Annotated in this window: 18 protein-coding genes; 7 read left to right on the top strand and 11 right to left on the bottom strand. The window is 29.9% G+C overall.

Features of this window, described 5'->3' with window-relative positions; genetic code table 11:
• Positions 1–93 precede the first annotated feature (93 nt).
• A complete protein-coding gene (locus MRZ80_RS03715) occupies positions 94–327 on the bottom strand; it encodes a ferredoxin (protein WP_292536282.1) in 234 nt (77 codons plus the stop codon).
• A 266-nt stretch (positions 328–593) separates the two neighbouring features.
• Between MRZ80_RS03715 and MRZ80_RS03710 the strand changes: the two genes are divergently transcribed.
• Positions 594–1,649 (top strand): glycosyltransferase, encoded by a 1,056-nt coding sequence (locus MRZ80_RS03710; protein WP_292536280.1) that lies wholly within the window; start codon positions 594–596, stop codon positions 1,647–1,649.
• A gap of 122 nt (positions 1,650–1,771) precedes the next feature.
• On the opposite strand, the gene MRZ80_RS03705 is transcribed toward MRZ80_RS03710, so the two are convergent.
• From MRZ80_RS03705 to MRZ80_RS03695, 3 genes are all read right to left on the bottom strand, one after another.
• Positions 1,772–2,827 (bottom strand): mRNA surveillance protein pelota, encoded by a 1,056-nt coding sequence (locus MRZ80_RS03705; protein WP_292536279.1) that lies wholly within the window; start codon positions 2,825–2,827, stop codon positions 1,772–1,774.
• Between the two features lie 423 nt (positions 2,828–3,250).
• Positions 3,251–4,339, bottom strand: a complete 1,089-nt coding sequence (locus MRZ80_RS03700) for an Eco57I restriction-modification methylase domain-containing protein (protein WP_292536927.1) — start codon at positions 4,337–4,339, stop codon at positions 3,251–3,253.
• Positions 4,336–6,120, bottom strand: a complete 1,785-nt coding sequence (locus tag MRZ80_RS03695; protein WP_292536278.1) for a DNA methyltransferase — start codon at positions 6,118–6,120, stop codon at positions 4,336–4,338. The genes MRZ80_RS03700 and MRZ80_RS03695 overlap by 4 nt, the downstream gene beginning before the upstream one ends.
• Before the next feature lie 166 nt (positions 6,121–6,286).
• On the opposite strand from MRZ80_RS03695, the gene MRZ80_RS03690 reads away from it, so the two are divergent.
• The 4 genes from MRZ80_RS03690 (at position 6,287) to MRZ80_RS03675 (ending at position 12,013) form a co-directional block, all read left to right on the top strand.
• Positions 6,287–6,595 (top strand): hypothetical protein, encoded by a 309-nt coding sequence (locus MRZ80_RS03690; RefSeq protein ID WP_292536276.1) that lies wholly within the window; start codon positions 6,287–6,289, stop codon positions 6,593–6,595.
• Between the two features lie 120 nt (positions 6,596–6,715).
• Positions 6,716–8,047 (top strand): prephenate dehydrogenase, encoded by a 1,332-nt coding sequence (locus MRZ80_RS03685; protein WP_292536274.1) that lies wholly within the window; start codon positions 6,716–6,718, stop codon positions 8,045–8,047.
• Positions 8,048–8,291: 244 nt separating this feature from the next.
• On the top strand, positions 8,292–10,478 hold the full coding sequence (locus MRZ80_RS03680; RefSeq protein WP_292536272.1) for a CDC48 family AAA ATPase: 2,187 nt from the start codon (positions 8,292–8,294) through the stop codon (positions 10,476–10,478).
• 281 nt (positions 10,479–10,759) lie between these two features.
• Positions 10,760–12,013, top strand: a complete 1,254-nt coding sequence (locus MRZ80_RS03675; RefSeq protein WP_292536270.1) for an adenosylhomocysteinase — start codon at positions 10,760–10,762, stop codon at positions 12,011–12,013.
• Positions 12,014–12,167: 154 nt separating this feature from the next.
• Here MRZ80_RS03675 and fen read toward each other — a convergent pair whose 3' ends face one another.
• The 3 genes from fen to galE all read right to left on the bottom strand — a co-directional run bounded on the left by fen (position 12,168) and on the right by galE (position 15,226).
• On the bottom strand, positions 12,168–13,154 hold the full coding sequence (gene fen / locus MRZ80_RS03670) for a flap endonuclease-1 (RefSeq protein ID WP_292536268.1): 987 nt from the start codon (positions 13,152–13,154) through the stop codon (positions 12,168–12,170).
• A 79-nt stretch (positions 13,155–13,233) separates the two neighbouring features.
• On the bottom strand, positions 13,234–14,241 hold the full coding sequence (locus MRZ80_RS03665; protein WP_292536266.1) for a glycosyltransferase family 2 protein: 1,008 nt from the start codon (positions 14,239–14,241) through the stop codon (positions 13,234–13,236).
• A 13-nt stretch (positions 14,242–14,254) separates the two neighbouring features.
• Positions 14,255–15,226 carry a UDP-glucose 4-epimerase GalE gene (gene galE / locus MRZ80_RS03660; RefSeq protein WP_292536264.1) on the bottom strand — a complete coding sequence of 324 codons (972 nt, stop codon included), beginning with the start codon at positions 15,224–15,226 and terminating at the stop codon, positions 14,255–14,257.
• Positions 15,227–15,372: 146 nt separating this feature from the next.
• Here galE and MRZ80_RS03655 point away from each other — a divergent pair, with 146 nt between their 5' ends.
• Together MRZ80_RS03655 and MRZ80_RS03650 are read left to right on the top strand one after the other, a co-directional pair.
• A complete protein-coding gene (locus tag MRZ80_RS03655; RefSeq protein WP_292536262.1) occupies positions 15,373–15,828 on the top strand; it encodes a thermonuclease family protein in 456 nt (151 codons plus the stop codon).
• A gap of 303 nt (positions 15,829–16,131) precedes the next feature.
• Positions 16,132–17,187, top strand: a complete 1,056-nt coding sequence (locus MRZ80_RS03650; RefSeq protein ID WP_292536260.1) for an acyltransferase family protein — start codon at positions 16,132–16,134, stop codon at positions 17,185–17,187.
• A 136-nt stretch (positions 17,188–17,323) separates the two neighbouring features.
• On the opposite strand, the gene MRZ80_RS03645 is transcribed toward MRZ80_RS03650, so the two are convergent.
• From MRZ80_RS03645 to trpA, 4 genes are all read right to left on the bottom strand, one after another.
• Positions 17,324–18,301, bottom strand: coding sequence for a cell wall biosynthesis protein (locus MRZ80_RS03645; protein ID WP_292536258.1), 978 nt, complete (start codon positions 18,299–18,301; stop codon positions 17,324–17,326).
• Positions 18,302–18,503: 202 nt separating this feature from the next.
• On the bottom strand, positions 18,504–19,811 hold the full coding sequence (locus tag MRZ80_RS03640) for an NAD(P)/FAD-dependent oxidoreductase (protein WP_292536256.1): 1,308 nt from the start codon (positions 19,809–19,811) through the stop codon (positions 18,504–18,506).
• Between the two features lie 165 nt (positions 19,812–19,976).
• Complete coding sequence (trpD, locus tag MRZ80_RS03635) at positions 19,977–21,032, bottom strand: anthranilate phosphoribosyltransferase (protein ID WP_292536254.1); 1,056 nt, start codon at positions 21,030–21,032, stop codon at positions 19,977–19,979.
• A 1-nt stretch (position 21,033) separates the two neighbouring features.
• Complete coding sequence (trpA, locus tag MRZ80_RS03630) at positions 21,034–21,843, bottom strand: tryptophan synthase subunit alpha (protein WP_320786664.1); 810 nt, start codon at positions 21,841–21,843, stop codon at positions 21,034–21,036.

Here is a 21,843-nt window from a genome sequence, read left to right as displayed (position 1 = left end):
ATTTATTCATCCCATATTTTTTCTATATAATTTTAATTTCTCTTTTTTTGTTGTAAAAATTTTTTAAAGTTTAAATTTTTAAAGAATATAATCCTATGCTGGATTTCCATCTTCATCGTAAACTTCTATACATTCACCTGTACAATTGTCTGCTGCTTCTTTGTATACTTCAGGATCATCTACTTCGATTTCATCTACATCATCGTCTCTTTCAGCACCAATAATTGTTGCTATATCATCTGAGTCAAATGTAAATATTGTATCATCAATTTCTACACAGTTTCCGCACATTGTACAATCTTCTCTTTCTAGTATTACTTCATACATTATTAATATCTCCCAAAAATATTTTTATTATAAATATAAAAATAAATTTAATATATTCTATATATAAACTTTTTGTTTATTTCAATAGCCTAAATATGGTTTTTAATTAAATAATAACATTACTTTAATAAATAATATTAACTAAAGTTTATATTAGATTTAATAAATTTAAATGAAATTTATAAATAAATTAAGGACTTAAGAATTTTTTTTAATTATTATTATTTTTTTTAAAGGGAATATAGCAAATAGAGGGTATATGAAATATGAAGTTATTAGTTTTTGTAACAGGACGAGGTATTGGTGGAGATGCAGTAACAGCATATAATATAACAGAAGCTTTAAATGATCATGGTATTGATGCAACTGTAGTTCTTGATCCATCAGCACCTGGATATTATTTTAAAAAACGTAATGTAGAATGGCTTAAGTGTCCAATTCCAGCAGCAGGAGGACATGCTGCATCTAAGAAGACATTAATTAAGGCAGCATTTAAGTCAATAAAGGCTGCACTTGCTGGTCGTAGTCTTATTAAACAACAAAATGCTGATGGTGTAATTGGTGTTATTGGTGGAGGACTTGTTATTGGATGTTTATCTGCAAAGCTTGCTGGTGTTCCATCAATTGGTGTTGCAGCAACACCTACTGATACTAAGATGTCACTTATGCTTAATCCAACACTTCTACTTCCTGAGTCAACAAGATTTACAGATGATAATGTTGAATCAAAATATGATGTTAAAAAGCAGTATTCACCAATAAAAACAGATATTGTAAATGGTGACTACCATAATATTATTGACAAAATGCCTGAAAATTTCAATCCAGAACATAAAAGTGTACTTTTCTCATCAGGATCTACTCTTTTTGATGATATGGCAAAAGCTGCACGTAAGTTTGCTGAGGAAAATGATGATGTGAATATCTTCATTATTGGTGCACCTCTCCATGATGGTATTGATGAAATTATTGATCATCCTAACATTATAAATCTTGGATATATTAATTATATTAAGGATTTATATGATCTTATAGATCTTGCAGTTATTACAGATGATGGTCTTACACTTCATGAAACAATAGCATGTAAACTTCCAGTAGTTGTTGTTATTGGTGTAAAATATGGTCGTTATCATGCACTTTCAAAAGTATTTAATGGTGCTGTACTTGAAAGTCATGTTGATGATATAACAGAGAAAGTATCATATGCACTAGAACATCATGATGAAATGCAAACTGCTGCTGCTAATTATTCAGACGGTATATTAAATGGTCTTAATGATTTAGTTGCTTTTGTTAAAAAACATATTAGGGAAAAATAGATTTTAAGGAAAAAAATTGTTAATTGAAAGAATAATTCTTCTTTCTATACTTTTAAACTTCCTTCTTTTTTTTAGGGGAGATTATATTCTCTTTTTTTTATATTATTTTATTTTTAGCTTATTTATATTGGATATCTTAGAAATGCTCCTAGATTTCCTAGTGCTTCTAGTTGTTTTCCAGCGTCATGTTCACTACTTATTATTTCAACACTTCCACCCATGTTTTCTGTTGTATTCATGATGTTTTGTATTGTGTTATCTCGTATCATATGATCAACTACAAGTAGCTTTTCTATAGCTCCCATATTTGCAGCACTAAGGCATTGATTTTTACCATATGTTACATCACCCATGCTTTTAGCTATAGCTTCTAGTAATTTATTTACAGCAGTTGTTTCTTTTGCTATTTTTGCATCCTTTGAGAGTGATTCAACTAGTCCATTTTTAAGAACTTCTTCTATTCCTGCATGTCCACCTGCACCTGTTGCTTCAAGTACTGATTTTTTAGCAAGAGATGGTTCTTTATCTTGAAGATAGTCATAGTAGCCATTTTTTGTAAATCCTGGTCCTACAATTATTAGCTTGTTTACATCACCAAGTTGTTTAATGGTGGATGTAATATCAGCATAGTAGTCCATAGTCTTTGATTTTCTATCTTTTTGTATGTTACGTTTTCCTGATATGTCACCAGTTATAGGTCCACGGTATTCTATTCCATATTGTTTTATTATTCCAAGATCTGTTGTGTTATCTTCTATTGCTACAATTATTTCTGTTGGTCTTTTTGATGCATCAACAGCAGTATTAAGTCGTCTTAATGACCATTTATCCCAGTTTTTAATTATCTTTATTGGCTTGTTTATTTCTACATTTATTGTATGATATGATCCTACAGTTATCAGATCTTCTACTTCATTTTGTATGGTTCCAGTAAATCGTAGATTTGATGTGTATTTATGGAAGCTTACTTTTTCAACTTTTACAGTCAGATAGAATGTCTTTTTAACACCACGATCTGCTCTTGTTTTTCCTGAGTTTGTATCTTGTATTCTTCGTGTTGTTAGTGTTGATACTACATCACCTTCTCCTACTATGTGTGATAGGTGCCATAGATCATCTGTACTTTCGGCTACTACCTCTATTAGTTGATTTTTTCTGTCTTGTTTTTTAATCTGCATTTTAATTCATCTTCCCCATAAAAAGTGTTGTTATTATATATTTATGTTATTTGATAGTTAATCATAATTTTTATATTTTATAAAAAAAGAAGTATAGGTGGGAAAATTATACTAATGTTTGATTATATTTAGCTTCAATAATTCGAATATCCTCATCACTTAAATTATACAACTTGTAAACTTCACTATTAATAGTATCATTTATCTTATTAATTTCAACTTTAAGAGGAAGAAGTATTTCCTTACTTTTATTAAATTCTTCTTCTAAATTTTCAATATTTTCACGTTTCTTAAGAATAGATTTAGGTTTACTTTTCTTTTTAACCTCTTCTAAGAACTCATCAAAATCTAAATCATAATATCTTTTTAATTTAGATTTAATATTTAAATTAGAAAAATCAATATTGGTATTATATTCACGATTTAAATAATTAATAAAACCATTAACTTCATCAATAAATTCTTCACAATATTTAAAATATATGATCTATTTTCTACTGTATGGCGTGCTTTTGAACTAGAATAGTATTTGAAAGCTTTAGAATTTAAAAGTGCTAAAATATATTTTAATTCAAATTTTTTAGAAATTAACTCTAATTTTTCTCTGTTTTTTTCTTTACCAAAGCTACTTTTTATAATCTTATTAGCTTCTTTAATCCCTCTATTAATACTTCTATTTTTAACTCCTTTTAAAGAGTTATGAGGAACTAAAATTGTACAAGTATTATCACATAATAATTTATCTTCATCATATATTGCACAATTACTCATTTCACCAAAAATGATCTTAGGATAAATATAAAGTTCAGGAAAAGTCTTAGTATATATATGTTCAGGAACTAAATCAGTACCATATTCAACATATCTTATTTTTTTAATAAAATACGGTTCAATAAATTTATTTTCCACATATTTTCTAGTACATCTTTCAGTTTTAATATCAGATAAAACTTTATCTTTTTTAAACTTTTTATTAAATTCTTTTTCATACTTTTCAGACGAATTTAACCTTAATCCAGTACTTATAAAACATATTTCAGATAATAAATTATATTCTTCAATATTTTCTTTTAAATCAAATATTTTATCAGTGATAAACAATTTATCAAATTCATTAACATTTGAAGTTATTATATTATTAAATTCTTCATAATGTATGATCTTTTTTGTATATTCTTTAGTTTTATTTTTTTGAATTGTTAATATAGTACTTCCAACACTAGCATCATTGAATATTTTAATATTTTTAAAGAAATCCAGCTGTTTGAAATGATAATTATTATAAATCCACTCTTTTGATTTTATAGAAAAATCAGCATGATCATATGCATTAGATATAATGAATGATAATTCACCATTTTCTTTTAATAATTTTAATCCTTTTTCAATAAAAGCAATATAATAATCCCATTTACCATACAAAGTTTCATACTCATCAGATTTATTTAATTCTTCTCTTTGTTTTTGATATTCATCTTTATGATTAGAACCTAAATATGGTGGATTTCCTATAATAACATCAAAGCCCCCCCCTCTATTATTTCTTTAAATTCTCCATCCCAGTCAAATAGTCTGGTTATTAGTGAATTTCCACATTTTATATTATTGTTTAAATCAGGTAATTTAAATCCTTCTTTTACATTTTTTGAACTTGCAAGTTTTAGAAATAGTGATAATTTAGTAAGTTCTACTGAGTTTTCACTAAGATCTACACCATATATATTATTTTGAAGTATGTTTTTTCTTGTTTCAATACTATCTATCCATTTATCAAGATTAGATTTTGAATAATTTTTAGAATCATGAATACTTTGATGAATATCAAGAAGAATATCTACTGCTTTATTTAGGAATGCTCCACTTCCACATGCAGGATCTAGTATTTTAATATTTTTAAGTTTTTCATCAAGTATGTCTAATTCATCATCATCTTGGTATTCTTGAATTAAATCTGCAATACTTAATGCTTCTGATGTTTTACTTAAATAGGATATAATAGTGTTTTTACACATATAATTAGTTACATATTCAGGTGTGTAAAATATTCCATTTTTCTGTCTTTGAGTTACATTCCCATCTTCTTCCTCATTTTCATCTTGAGTTTCATCAAAAATATCATCAAGAGTTCCAATACTGTTTTCAAATATATGCCCTAATATATTCACATCAAGTTCTGTACTAAAATCAAATGATGATATTAGAAGTAAATTTCTAAAGATAGGATTTATTGGATCATATGTTTCATCATCATCATAAATTGATAGAATCTTTTCAATTTCAACATCTTTATCATTGAATTTGTATTTTCTATAACAGCCTTTGAAGAATACTTCTGGATCTTTAATAAAATCACAAATTTTAAATTTATTATATAGGTCATCTTTAAAAAGATCACCTTCAAAACTTAAAATTTGTTTTTTTGAATTACCTTTGTATATGAATTTAAATAATTCATTTAATCTCTGCCATATAGTATCTTCAGATAGATTTTCATTAATAATTGGTGTGGTAATTGTGTCTTTTGTTACTCGAGGGATTATTGATAGGGCTTCTGCAAAGCATATGAAGAGATATCTATTTAAAATAAGTTGTGCATAGTTTATTATTTCATCATTTGAAAATGAATCATTTTGATGTTTTATTTCTTCAATTAACATTAGACGTGTTTCACAGAATAGTTCATAGAAGTTATCTTCAAATTGTCTTTGAATTATCTTAGTTTCATCAAGTAGTTTGATTGGTATTTTTTCATCAATTAGACTAAATTTACTGAAAACTAGTAGAAATTTTTTTAGGATTGTTGTATCTGTTAGTTCTTCAAATTTAAATGAGATATATTTTTCATTGTATGCTGGATTAAAAAGTCTTATTTCTTCATAGTTTGATACTATTGCCCATTTTGTTTCTTCTTTTTTACTTGCATATAGTGTTACTTGATCTATTGCATTCATTCCTTCTTTTTTATTAAATCTTGTTGTTGTTGATTTAAGTTCACATGCAACATATGGCTTTTTATTATCGTATAGTATTACATCAGGGCGTTTGTTGTTTCCTATGTTTTCTTCACATTTGTAACTGTCATATGGATATCCTAATATTTCTTCAAGTATGATATGGTGGAAGTCTTTGTGGTGTTTTAGTTCTGATTCTAGTTCTTTGGAATTTAGCATTGATATCCATTTATTTACTGCTTCATTTATTGTATCTGTAATTTCAAGATTATCTTCATACTTTTCTATGTATTGATCCATCAGTTTTAAGTCAAAAAGATTATTTTCAATATATTCATTCATGCACATTCACTTACTTTATTATTGTTATTATTATTTTTGATTTTCACATGATATATTATCTCCCCCAATAAGTAATACTTTTACTATTAAATAGTAATACTTTTTATAGTAGTAATAATAAAATATAATATTACAAAACTAATTAAAGGTGAAAAATTCAGACATTATGGATCAAGAACAAAAAAAGATATTAGTAAAAACAGTTGAACAAACAATGCCATGGGAGAGAATTCCAACATCAGTAGAGGGAGTATTTCTAGTAAAAACTCCAGAACAGAAAAACTACCAGACAGTATTTGTTGAACTAAATCCATCAGTAAATGGACAACCACTAAAAAAACGTGGAGTATATCTTAAAAACTTAAATGAATATGAAGCATTTATAGAACTAATAGGAAATCCAAAAATAGCAGAACTACTAAAGGTGGTAAGTGAATTCTATGGAAAAAACAAGGCAACTAAAATAGAAATATAATAATACTAAAAACAAGAAAATTATATTCATTAAAGATTTTTTTTAGAGAAGATATCCAAAATACACAAAAAAAGCTACATGTATATGGATATTAAAAAAAAGGTTGAAGGAGATTAAATTATGACTTGTAATGAAGATATTAAAATTAGTGTTATAGGAGGAACAAGAGGTCTTGGTAAATGGATTGCCGAACAACTCAGATATGACAACTTTGATGTAACAATTACAAGTCGTAATAAAGTCTCAGGAATGAAAGTTGCAAAGAAACTAAAAGTAAACTACACAGATGACAATATCGAAGCTATAGAAAACTCTGATATTGTAATATACAGTGTACCAATTGAATACATGGTAGATACAATAGCAGATACAGCAGGATATGCAAAGCCTGGATCACTACTTATTGATGTAACATCTGTTAAAATGCAGCCATCAGATGCACTATCAAAATATGCACCAGATGGTGTTGAAATACTACCAACACACCCAATGTTTGGACCACGTATATCATCACTTGATGGACAGGTAGTAATACTTACACCAATTGAAGATCGATGTAACATGTGGTATAGTAGGGTATATTCATATCTTAAAGAAAAAAGTGCAAAAATTGTTGTATCAACACCAGAAGAACATGATAAAACAATGAGTGTTGTACAGGGACTTACACACTTTTCCTACATTTCAATAGCATCAACTATACGTAAATTAGGTGTGAGTGTTAAAAAGTCAAGAGATTTTGCAAGTCCTGTATATAGCCTGATGCTTGATATGATAAGTCGTATTGTATCACAAAACCCATATCTTTACTATTCAATACAAAAGTCAAACAATCAAACAGCACATTCACGTGAAGTATTAATTGGTGAGATGAGATATCTTGCAGATCTTGTGCTTGATTCAAATGAGGATGAATTTGTTGAAAATATGATAAAATCAGCACGTTATCTTGATGAGTTTGAAGAAGCACTTGGACGATCTGATAAGGCAATTAGTATACTTACAGAAGATGTGAAATTTATTAAAAATTCTATAGGAAAAGAGATAGGACTTAAACATCAATACTCAGGTAATATTCACATTGGTGAAGTTATAAAGGCTGATAGTGATAATGTGCAATTAGTAAATCTTAAAGGTAAAACTGTTAATCTTAAAATTTCAAATGTTAATATATTATCTGATGATGAGATTTTCACATGGAAAAAGGAGAACATGCCACTTCATAGATATGATGTTTCACTACTTCTTCCAAAAGAATGTGAGGGTGATGTGTTTGTTGATATGATTTCAAAGATTGGTCCTGCATTTGATGTTGAACTCATCGATGTTTATGATGGAAAACAGATTAAAGATGGCTTTATGAGTTTTACATTTTCATATCATGTATTTAGTCCTGATGGACGTATAGTAGTTGAGGATTATCTTAAAGCTTTAGGCTTTGAAATTAGATAATTTCTTTTAATTCTTTTTTTTATATTTTTTATTTTTTTTAAAGTCTTATTTTTGTTTTATTTTCTTTTTATTAGTTAATTATGTTTTATTTTATTTTCTAGTTTTTTTTAAATTTATTTTGAAATAACCATTAAGTATAAATATAACTTTCATATAAACTTATTATTACAAAAGGTAACTAAAAGAATATATTTATTAAAACAATCATAAAATTATTATAAAAAAAATTAATGGAGAGATAAGGATGGAAAATGAATTAAAATTAAAAGTAGCCGAAGCCTTCTCCCAAGCAGATATTGGAAGATCTGTAGCAAGACTTGACCCTCAATGTATGTCAGAGTTAAATCTGAAAGATGGAGATAAAATAGAAATAGAAGGAAACAAAATAACAACAGCAACAGTAATTGCATCCAAATCAGATATAACACTAGGAATCATAAGAATAGACAGCTACATACGAAAAAATGCAGGAACCTCAATAGGGGAAGAAGTAACAGTAAGAATCCCACAAATTAAAGCTGCAAAAAAAGTAACACTCGCACCAGTAGATCAGGAAATTGCAATACGTGGAGATCTAACAAACGTATTTGCAGACCGTGTAGTAAACAAAGGTGACATCATAGTAACAGGAATAAGAAAACAACAACCAAGACCATCAACAATGTTTGATGACATCTTTGGAGATATGATGCCAACACCATCAATAGGTGAAATAAAACTCGCAGTAGTAAATACAAAACCACTAGGTGCTGTAAAAATAACACCAGCAACAGAAATAGAAATGGAAACAAAACCAGTAGATCCATCAAAATTTGAAGGAGTAGAAAACCTAATTGATGTATCATATGAAGATATTGGTGGACTACAAAATGAAGTAAAAAAAATCAGAGAAATGGTAGAAATACCACTCAAAAGACCAGAACTATTCAAACAACTAGGAATATCAGCACCAAAAGGAGTACTACTCCATGGACCACCTGGAACAGGTAAAACACTCCTTGCAAAAGCTGTGGCAAATGAAACAAATGCACACTTCATCGTAATAAATGGTCCTGAAATCATGAGTAAATACGTGGGAGGATCAGAAGAACAACTAAGAGAATTCTTTGAAGAAGCAGAAGAAAACAGCCCAGCAATAATCTTCATAGATGAACTAGATGCAATAGCACCAAAACGTGAAGATGTAACAGGAGATGTAGAAAGAAGAATAGTTGCACAACTACTAACACTCATGGATGGACTAAAAAGCAGAGGAGAAGTAGTAGTAATAGGAGCAACAAACCGCCCTGATGCAATAGATGAAGCACTAAGACGACCTGGAAGATTTGACCGTGAAATAGAAATCGGAGTACCAGATGCAAATGGACGAAAAGAAATACTTGAAGTACACACAAGAAACATGCCACTAGATGATGAAGTAAATCTTGATGACCTAGTTGAAGTAACACATGGATTTGTAGGAGCAGACCTTGAAGCACTCTGTAAAGAAGCAGCAATGCGTGTACTAAGACGTGTACTACCAGATATACAGACAGACCAGGAAGTACCAGAAGAAGTACTAAAACAAATGGTACTTAAAAATGCAGACTTCAAAGATGCACTAAAAGACATCCAACCATCAGCACTCAGAGAAGTAATGGTACAAGTACCAAACGTAACATGGGATGATGTAGGAGGACTTGAGGATGCAAAACAAGAACTTCAAGAAGCAATAGAATGGCCACTAAAAAATCCTAATAAATTCAAACACTTCGGAATTACACCACCAAAAGGTGTACTACTAACAGGAGTACCAGGAACAGGAAAAACCCTCCTTGCAAAAGCAGTAGCAAATGAAAGTAATGCAAACTTCATATCAGTAAAAGGACCAGAACTACTATCTAAATGGGTAGGAGATTCAGAAAAAGGAATCAGAGAAGTATTCAGAAAAGCAAGACAAACAGCACCAACAGTAATATTCTTCGATGAAATCGACTCAATTGCATCAGCAAGAGGAAGTGGAGCAGACAATGGAGTAACACAAAGAGTAGTAAACCAACTCCTAACAGAAATGGATGGAATGGAAGAATTACATGACATATCAGTAATAGCAGCAACAAACCGTGAAGACATAATAGACCCTGCACTACTAAGACCAGGAAGATTTGACAGACACGTTGAAGTAGCACTACCTGATGAAAAATCAAGAGAATCAATATTTAAAGTACATACAAAAGACATGCCAATAGCAGATGATGTAGACATAAAACAACTAGCACAAGATACAGATGGATTTGTAGGAGCAGACATTGAAGCTGTATGTCGTGAAGCTGTAATGTTAACATTAAGAGAAAACTTTGACTCAGAAGTTGTAACAAACGATGCATTTAAAAAAGCAATGGAGAAAGTAAAACCAAAACATGAAGAAGAATCATCAGTATCATACAACTAAGTAAAAAAAACATAAGACTATTAAATGAAAACATAAATCAAATTAAACTAGTATTGGATTGTGAAGTATGTGTTATTATTTTTAGCACATCTTCCTATTCAATCAATCACCTACAAAAAAAAATTAATTCTATTTTTATTGAAAATTATTAAAACTCTACTTTTTTTGAAATATGAACATAATTTATTTAATAAAATGCCCATAATATCCCTAAAAAATAAAAACTATACATTATATACAATTTAATATAAAATTATAAAAAAATTATAAAGGTAATAAATATGGCATATGATATTAAAGATATTAACTTAGCTCCACAAGGAGAAAAAAAGATTAAATGGGTACAAAAACACATGCCTGTACTTGAAACAATCAAAAAACAATTCATGGAAGAAAAACCATTTGAAGGAATTACAATAGGATCATGTCTTCACCTTGAACCTAAAACAATAAACCTCGGTTTAACACTCCAAGCAGGAGGAGCTGAAGTTGTAATGACAGGATGTAATCCTCTATCAACACAAGATGATGCAACAGCAGCAGGAGCAAAAATGGGTCTTAACATGTATGGTTGGACTGGTGAAACAAATGAAGAATATTATGAACAACTAAATAAAGTATTAGACTATGAACCAGACATAGTTATTGATGATGGTGCAGATTTAATATTTTTAATTCATAAAGAAAGACCAGAACTTCTTGAAAAACTAAGAGGTGGATGTGAAGAAACAACCACAGGTATTCACAGATTAAAAGCAATGTTCAATGACAACGCTCTTAAAATGCCTGTAATGGCTGTAAATGATTCATACATGAAATACTTATTTGATAACAGATATGGTACAGGACAATCCACATTTGATTCAATCATGGGAACAACAAACACAGTTATTGCTGGACAAACAGTAGTAGTATGTGGATATGGATGGTGTGGACGTGGAATTGCAATGCGTGCAGACGGTCTTGGTGCAAATGTTATTGTAACAGAAGTAGATCCAATAAGAGCACTTGAAGCTAAAATGGATGGATACCGTGTAATGACAGTACAAAATGCACTTAAAGAAGCAGATCTTGTAATTACAGCAACAGGAAACAAAGACATCATCTCAGGTGACGACTTTAAATACGTAAAAGATGGATGTATGCTTGCAAACAGTGGACACTTCAATGTAGAAGTTAATGAAAACGATCTTGCAGCACAATGTGTAGCACGTGAACAACTTAAACCTGATATTGAAGCATTCACAATGGAAGATGGACGTGAAATCTACCTCCTTGCTGGTGGAAGACTTGTAAATCTTGCAGGAGAACATGGACAAGGACATCCAGCTGAAATTATGGATCTTAGTTTTGCTATGCAAGCATTATCTGCAAGACGCTTAGTTGAAGAAGACATGGAACCTGGTGTATATAAAACAGCAGATTCAACAGATATGGAAATTGCAAGATTAAAACTTCAAACTATGAATGTTGAAATTGATGAATTATCAGATGATCAGAAAGTATACATGAATAGTTGGGATGTAGGAACATAAGACGATAAATTAAGTACAGATAATTCTATCACCACCCCATATTATTTTCTTTTTCTTTTTTTTAAATTTAAATTCAAAAAAATAAAAAAAATAGTTGTAATAATTTCTAAAAAATAGTAGTTAGTAAAAATAGTAAAAAAAGGGAGAGAGTGTTCTAGAACCATTGTTCTAGATTTGTCTGAGCACACTTATTTTGGATTTTTGCAATTGCATGTTCTGTACGTACCTCATCAAAGTCATGATCTCCACATAGGAAATCCATAAGTTCATCTTTTTTAGGCTTTTTAAATGTTGTATCATAGTATTCTTGAATTTGTGGATTTAGGAATATTTCACGAATTTCATCAACATTACTATCATCCATACTATATTTTGTATTTTTCAATACATTTTCAACATTTTTATACTCATGAATAAGTTTTATTGCAGTTTTAGCTCCTACTCCATAACATCCTTCATTGAAGTCTGTACCTACAAGTATTGCTGCATCTACAAGTTCTTGTTGTGTTAATTTAAGTTCATCAAGTGTTTTTTGTAGTGAAATAATTTCCATTTCATAGTTACTTTTAGTTAAGCGGAAGTTTCGAATAACACGTGGTGCACCAAAGAGTAAACAGTCATAGTCTTGTGATACTACTGCCCATGCATCTGATCTTTTTGCCATGTATGCTGCTTGTGCTTCTCCTTCTGTTATTGACTCAACATATGGTACTCCCATAAGTTCAAGAAGTTTCTTTGATGATTCAAGAATTTCATGTGTTAGTTGTGCTGTACGTGCTGCATATTTTCTTGCTTTTTCTGTATCTCCAACTTCTTTTGCCTTGAGATACTTTGCCTCTGATTCTTTTTTAACTTCAATTCTTTCTTGTTGTGTTTTCTTCTTTAGTATTGGGGCTTTTCCATCAAATACATAGATTGGTTTAATATTTAAGTCAATTAGTGTTGATGTTTGAAACATTATTCCATTAAGATGTGATGTTATGTTTCCATTCAAATCTCTTAGTGGTGATCCATCACCTTGTCTCATTGTTGTGAGAAATTTATAGATTAGATTTGATGCATCTACTGTTAATATTTTACCATCTAGTTCTCGCATTTCTATTGTATCAGGATTAGTTATGTCTTTAAACTTCACTCCCATGATAAGCTCCCCTCATATAATTTTTTTTTCTAATTTTATATTATATTGAAATACATATAAAAAATTTAACATTATATACTTATTCATATAGTATTTTTTTAGGCTTGCTATTGTCAAAGTTTGCTCTTAAGCCGTCAAGGTATGCATTTGCAAAGAATTTTATACGTCTGTATTTGTGATCATCAAATACTATGATTCCACCTACTGTTAGTATGAAGTTTTTAATAATTGTTGTATATAATGAAAGCTTATTTTCTGAATATTTACATCCAAGCCATATAAGATTTCGTTGCATAAAGTAGTTAATCCATAGTTTATCATATGGTCTTCTTTGTGCTGTTATGTGAAACTTTGTCTTTGCATATGTTCCCTTCACACTACCTTCTGCATGTTTAATTATACTATCACGTATTAGTTTTATCTTTCCTACCTGGCGAAGTCGTATACAGTATTCAAGGTCGTCTGAATGTATGAAGAATTCACGTTTTGGATAGCCAATCTTGCTTATTGCATCTGATCTTACAAGAAGTCCTACAAATGATACCATGTCAATGTCAACTACATCATCTTTAAGATCTTCATCTGTAATATGTCTTTGAACTGGAAGTCCATGACTAAAGTTAAAATATCCTCTGTGATGATAGAGTATGTTATCATCCAGGTCAACTTTTAGACTTGCAAGTGCTACAGCATCACTATCATAGTATGCACTTAGCTTGCTTAGACATTCATGTGTTGGAAATGCATCATCATCCATTATCCATACCCAGTCATAGTTATCTTCATGTGCAGCTTTTATGCCTTCATAAAATCCACCTGCTCCTCCTATATTTTCAGGTAAGTGGATGTATTTTATCTTTATATCATTTACACTGTTTTCAATTATTTCTGTAGTATTGTTTTTTTGTGGTAGTTTTGTGATGTATCCTGCATCTTTAAGATCAGATTCTGTGTTATCTGTTGAATTATTATCTACTATGTAGATTGCATCAGGCTTTAGTTTCTGATTTATTAGTGAATCTAGACATTTTAGTAGTAATTGTTTTCTATTGTATGTTACAACTACAGCACATACTGTGTTTGTCATATTTCCTATTTCCTTATTTATTTAGTTTTTGATGCCAAATCCATGCTGTTTTTATAATGTCATCAATATCTGTATATTGTGGATTCCAGCCTAGTGTATCTTTTGCCTTTTTTGAACTTCCAATTAATACTGCTGGATCTCCTGGACGTCTTTTTGTTTCTTCAACTTTAAAGTCACGTCCTGTTACTTTCTTAGCAGATTCTATAACTTGGCGTACTGAAAATCCTACACCATTTCCTAGGTTAAATTCATTACTTGTATTTTCATCTTCTAGGTATTTTAGTGCTCTGATGTGTGCATCTGCAAGATCTGTTACATGGATGTAGTCACGAATACATGTTCCATCTTCTGTGTCATAGTCTGTTCCAAAGATTTTAATATCTTCTCTTTTTCCTATTGCTGCATCTAGTATTAATGGTATTAGGTGTGTTTCAGGGTTGTGCCATTCACCAATTTCGCCTGATTCATCTGCTCCTGATGCATTGAAATATCTTAGTATTACAGATTTTAGTCCATATGCATTGTCGTAGTCTTTTAGTATTTTTTCTACCATTAGTTTTGTCATTCCATATGGATTTATTGGATTTTGTGGATGATCTTCAACTAGTGGTATTTTTTGTGGTACTCCATATGTTGCACATGTTGATGAGAATATAAATTTTTTAACATTATGTTTTAGCATTACATGAAGTAGGTTCATTGTATTTACTACGTTGTTTGTGTAGTATTTTTCTGGGTTTGTTACTGATTCTCCCACATCTATGAATGATGAAAAATGCATTACTGCTGTAATGTCGTATTTATTAAATACTTCATCTACATCATCAATATTTGCAAGGTCACATTTACAAAACTCTCCCCATTTAATTGATTCTTCATGTCCATAACTTAAGTTGTCAAGTACAACTGTTTCATATCCTGCTTCATTTAATGCTTTATTTGTGTGGGATCCTATATATCCTGCTCCACCTACAATTAATATCAAAAAATTCCTCCAAAAAAATGTTTTATTTTTATTTTTAAATTAAAAATTATTATAAATATATGTTTTTTATTAAATATAATTAATAGTATAAAATAAAGTGAATTTAATACTAAAAAAAACAACTAAAAAACAGGGGGTGAAAGCGTATGAAGAAATCTATGAAACTACCAGTAGCAATAGTTGTTCTTATAATTGCTTTAAGTTCACTTCTATGTGTAAGTGCATGGCAGGCAAATACAAAAAACTATCCAGCAACAACAGTAAATATTGATGGATCAAATGTAACAGGAGTATGTACAAAAGTTATAGATGGAGATACAATAGATGTTCAAGGTGTTGGAAGAATAAGATTTGTATGTGTAAATACACCAGAACGTGGAGAAGATGGATATAAGGAAGCTAAAGAATTTGTAAAAAGTAAATGTCTTAATAAAGAAGTAACAGTAGATGTAGATGATCAAAAACATTATGATAAATATGATCGTATCTTAGGTGTTGTATATGTAGATGGTCAAAATCTCAACCAAGAACTTCTAAAACAGGGATATGCAGAGATAATGTATATGCCACCAAGTGAATTTAATCCATATGGATGGACATAGAATTTACAAATTTTCCCCTCACCACCACCTTATTATTTCTAAAAAAATTCTATATTTTAATTATGATTTTTTCATTCTAACTCTTTCTAATTATTCTATTTTAATTAATTTATAACTTAACTATTAGATATTTAATGTAGGTTTTATCTAATTTCTTTTATGGGTAAATAAATAGATTTAAATATATTTTTTTATATAAATAAAATTAATGTAATTTAATCGCTTTAATTTTAATATAACACTCAATTAGCATAGTTATATTAGAATTTATTTGATTATATTAAAAATTTATTCAATGATTTTATGAAGAGAATTGTTTATGTTGATTATCTAAAAGCATTAGGAATTATAGGTGTTATAATAATACATCTTTCATCAAAATATCTTACAGAAACACAATTTCTAAGTCCAATATGGATACAAGGTGTTGCTGTTGAATCGTTTGTAAGATTTAGTATTATACTATTTGTAATGGCATCAGGAGTACTTCTTCTGCGTAAAAAACAAACAGTAGAAGATCTACCCCGACGTCTGAAGCGAGTACTGCTTCCATATCTTTTCTGGTTTATAATTTATTTCATAGTTAAGATGGTGAAAGTTCATGGAATAAGTTATATGCTTTCAATAAGCAACACATTAAATCTACTTATCACAGCACTTGCTGATCCTACAATACTATCTGTACAGTTCTGGTTTGTATACATGATAGTTGGAGTATATCTGGTATCTCCAATTATATCAACATGGGTAGAACATGCAAAAAGAAGTGAAATAAGATACTTCCTTGCAATCTGGTTTGCCTTAATTATAATTAGTATGGTGGAATTTAGATTTATATTAGTTGAATATCTTAACTGTTTCATGGGATTTGTAGGATATTTCATACTAGGACACTACCTGCATAATACAAAAAATGTCTACCTTAGAAGTCCAAGAGTAGGATTACTACTATACTTACTTGGTGTTGTAATTACACTACTTGGATTTATACTAACATCATATTTTGCAGGATCAAATAATTATACATTTATAAAACTAGGAGATTTAACACTAAATTCAGCATTGCAGGCAACAGGAATGTTTATAATACTGAAAAATATGGACTATACAAAGGTATTTGGAAGATTTGAAAGTAGTATAACAAAACTTGCAACATATCTTAGTATATTAAGCTTTGGAATATATCTATCAAACATACTGCTAATAAATCTATTTTTCAAATTTGGATTCTATAATGTAGCAGTATCACCATTTATTAATGTTCCAATCTTTACAATTATAACAATACTACTATGTAGTGTAATGCTTTTAATTCTTAATAAAATACCATATTTAAATAAAATAACAGGAATAACATAATTTAGTTTATTTCCTAAATTTTACTCTTTTTTTAACTAATAAAATTTTTAAAAATACAATATTTAATCATCTAAATAAAAAAAATAAAAAAAGAAATTTGTGGGGTGGTTAAATTTTGATGCATGAATTTATTCATTTAAAGAAATCCTTCCTCATCATATCCTAGTGAATCCTTCTTGTTAAGTGAAACCTTTTTAGCTTTCTTTTTAACTCTCACAGGATTATAGACAAGACGTCTCATACCAAGACTAATAAGAGTTTTATTTTTAATTTCATACTGTGCATCATCTAATACTAACATACGTATAAGATCACCAAGACCTCCACCTGTTAGAACATCCATTACATAATCACCATATGTAGGATCTTTTATGTGTAGATAGTTTTCAAGATAATACTTAAGTGTATCTTCTCTTAATTCTGCAATAAGTATTGCTGTAAATAAGAATAATACAAGCATTATTAAGAATTCAACAGGATAGAATGCATGAGGTGCAACTGTTTTTGTAACTGCTGCTGAAACTAAAGCAAAACAGATACCTAATGCTACTGCAAATGAATGATTTCCAACTTCTCCAAGCATAATATATCCAGAATAGTCCTGTGACATATATCCAAGACAAATTAATAGAAGAAGTAATGGAACATAATATGCATGTGATCCCAAAAATGCAAGAATTATAGTTGAAATAATAGACATAATAACAACTGTCATACATGCTGTACCTGGCTGCATATCTGCAATATTTAATATTTGAACCATTAAAGTTACAAGAATTGCAACAGGACCCATAATATAATAACCATAGATCATAACAATAAGCATACCAATTCCACGGAAGAACTGACCTACCTCCATGTATGATCCAAGTTTTCTACGTCCAACTAAATCATCTATAAATCCAGCAATACCAATAATTGCTATAAGATAATTATATGGTGCTGGGAAAAACAATACCATTACAATAAACGGTGCAATACCTACAGCTTTTGGAATTCCACCACGTATTTCTTCAAATAAATTTCCTTTAATCTTAGAAAATAGCACTGTAAATACTATTGTTAAGATTAATGTGAGAATAAATGCAACTATCCACATTTGATAGATTTCCATATTTATTCACCTTTCTATAAGTTTTGTTTTTCTAATGTGTTTATTAGTTATATTATATAAAGTATAAACTTTTTTTTATAATAAACAATTATCAATAACTTCTTTTAAAATATATTGTAAAACATCAACAACCACACTATTTCCACACTGTTTATGTGCTTGTGTCGATGATTCTTTTCACATATTATCTAGTGTAGATCATCTAGGAGTATCTTTTTGAATACTCTGCTAGTTTTTCTATTATGTCTGTTGTTGGATGGATTTCTATGAAGTTTTCAAAGTCATCTGCTTTTATTCCATCTTTTATTGCTTTTACCATGTATGGTAGTGCAACGTTTGATGTTGGACTTATTGAGAGTATATCTGTTATTTTTCCATCATCATCTATTATTTCTTTTGTATATCCTGTTTTTCCATTTAGTAGATTCCAGAAGCTTCCTGGTCCTGCTGATCCTGGAAGTTTTACTTTAGTTCCTACATCTGATATGTCATATCCTAGCAGGTAGCTTACATCATATCCTAGTGATACTGTCATAGGTACCATTGAATAGTCTGGTTCTACTTTTTCACCTAGTATATTTCGTATTGCTGTTATTGACTCCATTCTTGATACTGGTGTTGATAGTATTCCACCTATTACATCACCTGCTGCATAGATGTCTTCATTTGATGTTTGCATGTATCTGTCGACTATTATGTTTTTATTTTCATCAAGTTCTACAATTCCATCTACAATTGATGAGTTTGCAACTACTCCTGTTGCAAGCATACATTTACCTTTGATTTCTCCAAAGTTTGTAATAACTGAGCTATCTGTAATTTCTTTTATTTCTACATTTTCATGTATCAATGTATTTTTAAGCAAGTTAGATACAATATATTCCTCAGCTTCAGAGTCATTTAGCATTTTAAGGAACTGACTTCTACATAATACATTAACATTACTTCCAAAGGTTGAGAAGATATTTGCATATTCAGCAGCAGTACTTCCACCACCAATAATAACTAAGTCATCAGGAACTTCTTTAAGTTTTAAAACATCCTTATATGTGAAGGCATTTTCAGCTCCCTTAATATTTGGAATATGTGGATTTGATCCTGTACAAATTAGAAGTTTATCATATTCATATTCATCATCATCATTTACAATTACAACCTTATTTTCAGCATCAACTTCTGCAACACCACGTACATAGTCAACACCACAAAGTGTAGTTTCTTGTTCTGAAATTTTACGAATCTTTTTTTGTGACTCTTTTATCTGTTTTGTAATCATTTCAAAGTCAACTTCAACATCTGATTTAATAATTCCAAGATCATTAAGATTACGACTATCTTGTATGTGACGTGCAACATCATTAAATGCACATACAACCATACATGCCTGATTTAAACATTTACCAGCAATATGACTTTTTTCAATAAGAGTAACATCAGCACCAGCTTCTGCTGCATACATTGATGCAAATCGTCCAGCAGGTCCTGCTCCTATAATAACAATTTTTACCATAAAAAATCAATTCACATTTTTTTATTTAATAATTAATTATTGAATATATTAACATTAATATAAAAAATGATACTCTAAAAAAATAAATGAAAAGAAGAGGGGTGGTGATAAATGAGATGATGGGGGTTATGTGAGATGATAAATTAAAAGGTGGTGGTTAAGTTTTTAGCAATTTGAATATTTAACAATTAATTCAAGTTGTTTTTGTGCAGATCCATCCTCAATACAACGACGTGCAACACTAACACCTTCTTTGAGTGAATCAACCTTATCTGCAACATATAATATTGCTGCAGCATTCATAAGAGCAAGATCCATACGTGCCTTATCACTTTTTGTTTCAACTTTATTTGATATAATATTTTTAATAATTTCTAGGTGTTCATCAGCACTATCAGGAGCTGTGATATCTTCTGCATCTGAATATTCAAGTCCAAAATCCTCTGGTGTAATATATTTAACATCTATCTTACCATCATTGATAAATGCAACTTTTGTCTTTCCAACATTTGATATTTCATCCATTGCAGGATTACCATCAGCATCAAATCCGTGAACTATCATTCCACGTTTAACTCCAAGATTCATTGATACTTTTGCAATATCTTCAACAACATCAGGATCATATACACCTGTAATTCTTGCTGTTACATGACTAGGACATGAGATAGGACCTAGTAGGTTGAATATTGTTCTGGTTTTAAGTTGTTGTCTTATCTGCATAACATTTTTTGTTGCACTATGATAAATTGGAGCAAAGATAAATGCAAAGTTACATTTTTCAATAGAATTTGCAACCTCATCTGGTGTTAATTCAAGGTTTACACCAAGTGCTTCAAGTGCATCTGCTCCTCCAAACTTACTACTTACACTACGATTTCCATGTTTTGATATTTTAGCACCAGCTGCTGATGCAATAATTGATGCTGTTGTACTTACATTAAATGTTTTAAGTGTATCTCCACCTGTACCACAACTTTCAACTAGATATTCTCCATCTGCAGGGTCATAGTCAATTTGTAGTGCATGATCACGCATTGACTGGGTAAGTCCTGTAATTTCATCAATGATTTCTCCTTTAATTCTCATTGCTGTGAGAAATGCTGCAACTACACTATCAGGATATTCTCCACCAATAAGGTCGTTCATACATTCATATGATTCATCATATGTAAGGTCACGTTTTTGTTCAATAATATCATCTAGTATGTCATGAATCATGTTAATCATCTTTTTTTGTTGCTTGTTTCATTTCATATATATAATCACTAATTTTTGAATACATTACATCTTTATTTTCAAGATTTTCTTCAATTATGTTAATAAGTGCACTTCCAATAATTGCACCATCTGCTCCACTATCTAGTACTTCTTTTATGTGTTCTGCTTTTGAAATTCCAAATCCAACACATAGTGGTACATCTGTATGTTCACGGATTCTACGTATAAGATCTGTTGTATTACTTTCAACACTACTACGTGCACCTGTTGTTCCCATTACAGATGCAACATATATGAATCCTCCAACAATTTCTGTGATATATTTAAGTCTGTCATTTGTTGTTTTTTGTGATACAATAAAGATCTGTTCAATTCCATATTTTTCTGATGCATTAAGTACATCATCTGCTTCTTCTGGTGGAAGATCAGCAACAAGTACAGCATTTACTCCTATTTCACTAAGTTTTTTATAGAATTCATCAATACCATACTGATATATGAGATTGTAATACATTAGAAGTCCAAATGGTTTATCTGTATATTCACGTAATTCTTCGAGGAATTTAAGTGATTTTTTAACATTCATTCCACTTTTAAATGCACGAAGATCAGCATTTTGTACACTTGGTCCATCTGCTACAGGATCTGAGTATGGAAATCCTATTTCAAGAGCATCTGCTCCATTATCACATAGTATTTTTGCAATTTCCATTGATGTTTCATAGTCAGGATCTCCTGTTACTAAAAATGGTATAAATACTCCTTCATTATTTTCTTTTGCTTCTTTAAATAGTTGAGAATAACTCTTCAT

Origin of the sequence: Methanosphaera sp. (assembly GCF_022768985.1) — an archaeon.
GTDB lineage: Archaea > Methanobacteriota > Methanobacteria > Methanobacteriales > Methanobacteriaceae > Methanosphaera.
This window is presented reverse-complemented; position numbering and strand designations above follow the sequence as displayed.